The organism is Sphaerisporangium sp. NPDC049002, assembly GCF_040649355.1.
Taxonomy (GTDB): Bacteria; Actinomycetota; Actinomycetes; order Streptosporangiales; family Streptosporangiaceae; genus Sphaerisporangium.
Genome location: NZ_JBEZFH010000423.1, coordinates 1 through 1,856 on the forward strand (window position 1 = coordinate 1; position 1,856 = coordinate 1,856).

General features: G+C 75.4%; 2 protein-coding genes. Both read right to left on the reverse strand.

Features of this window, described 5'->3' with window-relative positions; genetic code table 11:
- Positions 1-59 precede the first annotated feature (59 nt).
- On the reverse strand, positions 60-449 hold the full coding sequence (locus AB0B89_RS36200) for a hypothetical protein (protein WP_358562240.1): 390 nt from the start codon (positions 447-449) through the stop codon (positions 60-62).
- 28 nt (positions 450-477) lie between these two features.
- The coding region (locus tag AB0B89_RS36205; RefSeq protein WP_358562243.1) for a CHAT domain-containing protein at positions 478-1,856 on the reverse strand (1,379 nt) is incomplete at its 5' end.

Consider the following 1,856-nt stretch of genomic DNA (forward strand, 5'->3'; position numbering starts at 1 on the left):
CGCCACGGTGCTGCTGGGGATGGGTGCGGTAGGCGGTGGGGCTCTGGGCCTGGCCGCCCTCACGCGGAGCTGGGGAAAGGTTCTCGCTGGTGCGGCCCGAACGTGGTCAGGGTGCCGAGAGCCTCGGGGTCGTCGTAGCGGACGGCGGTGAGCTGCCGCGCGACCACGTCACCGTCGTCCAGCGCGACCTCGAAGACGGCCTCGACGTAGCCGAGGCCCGGCGCAGCCTCCTCCAGGTCGAAGGGGAACAGCACCTGCGTGTAGGACCACCCCCCGGCGGCGCGCGCCGCCGCCACCTCGGGCGGCAGGTCGCCGGGCCGTACGGCGACGACCATGGGACGGCCGAACACGGCCCCCGCCTCACGGGTGAACCGCGTGCCCGCGCCCTGGAGGGTCTCCTCGGCGACCAGGTCGACCCGTGCCTCCACCGCGTACCCGGGGTCGGTCACTTGATACCTCCCAAAACAGGCGAACAGGTCAGTCGGGCAGGCCGAACAGCGTGAACGCCGCCCAGCCCTGCGGATCGCCGGAGCGACCGGTGAGCAGCGAGCAGTGCGCCGCCCGCAGGGCCTGGGCGGTGCCGAGGCCGCCGTTCAGGTGCAGGTCGTGAAAGCGCCGCAGCACGCGGAGGCTGTCGCGCTCGCGCACGGGCCACAGGGTCATGAGCACGGCGAGCGGTCCTGCCGCGAGGAAGGCCCGGCTCAGCCCGATGATCCCGTCGCCGGTCGCCCGCCCCGCCCCGGTCTCGCAGGCGGCGAGGACGACCAGCCGCGCGGGCAGGTCGAGCTCCAGCACGGCGTCGGCCCTGAGCGCGCCGGAGGCCAGCGCGACGTAGGAGGCCATGGGATCCTCGGGCAGCGCCTGGGCATGGGTGGCCAGGCAGAGCACCGAGGGCCGTGCGGCCGCGCCCTCGACCATGGCGGCCCGCGTCGCGGCGGGACCGACGTGGACCTGCGCCCCGGCGAACAGGTCGCCGACCACGCCGAAGCGCTCGCGCAGCAGCGGGAGCGGCGGCAGGCCACCGGGCATGGGCTCGGGGTCGACCAGCGCGCACAGTGTCGGCGGCCCCGCCGGCACACCCGTACGCCGGGCCGTCAGCGCGGGCAGGATCGAGGCGGCGGGCAGCACCGCCGTGGTGTGGCGCTCGGCGAGGTGACGCCCTTCGGCGCCGACCAGCGCGTGGAACGGCACGAGCAGCAACTCCTGGTGGGGCACCAGAGCTACGGCCGTCTCGGCGTCGCGGGGCAGCCACCTGGCGACCGGATCCCACAGGACGCCGCCGAGCAGGCGCAGCAGCTCCCGCGACCGCACCGGGTCGACCGTCTCCGCCCTGAGACGGCGGTGCAGCTCGTCGATCCACCCCAGCAGCGCGCCGCCGTCCACCCGCAGGTCTGCCGTCTCGATCGTGCCGTCCGGCCGGGCCACGAAGACGATGAGCCTGTCACCGTGCAGGAAGTACTCCACGACCGGCCCGCCGTACTGCTCCAGCAGCGCGGCCATCCGGGCAGGGGTGAGCGCGGGGGCCCGCCGCCCGCCGCCGCTCATCAGGTCGGCGAACGCGCGGGCGCGGGCCATCTCGGACGCGGCCAGGGCGTCCCCGGGGCCGCCGAGGTCGAGGAAGGTCCCGACGAGGGCTCCGTGGAGCGGCCTGGCCTCCTCCATCATCAGGACACGGTCCCAGTCGGTCTCGACGCGCGCCCGCCACTGCTCGACGTAGCGGGCCATACGCGCCATCGCCTCGGTGTTGCCCGCCCTGGCACGGCGCGCGTGCCCGACCGGGTCGAGCCTGCCGAGGTGTCCGCGATAGTGCTCAAGCCGTGCGGCGGCGCCCGCCAGGGCCACGGCGACGTCCTTCG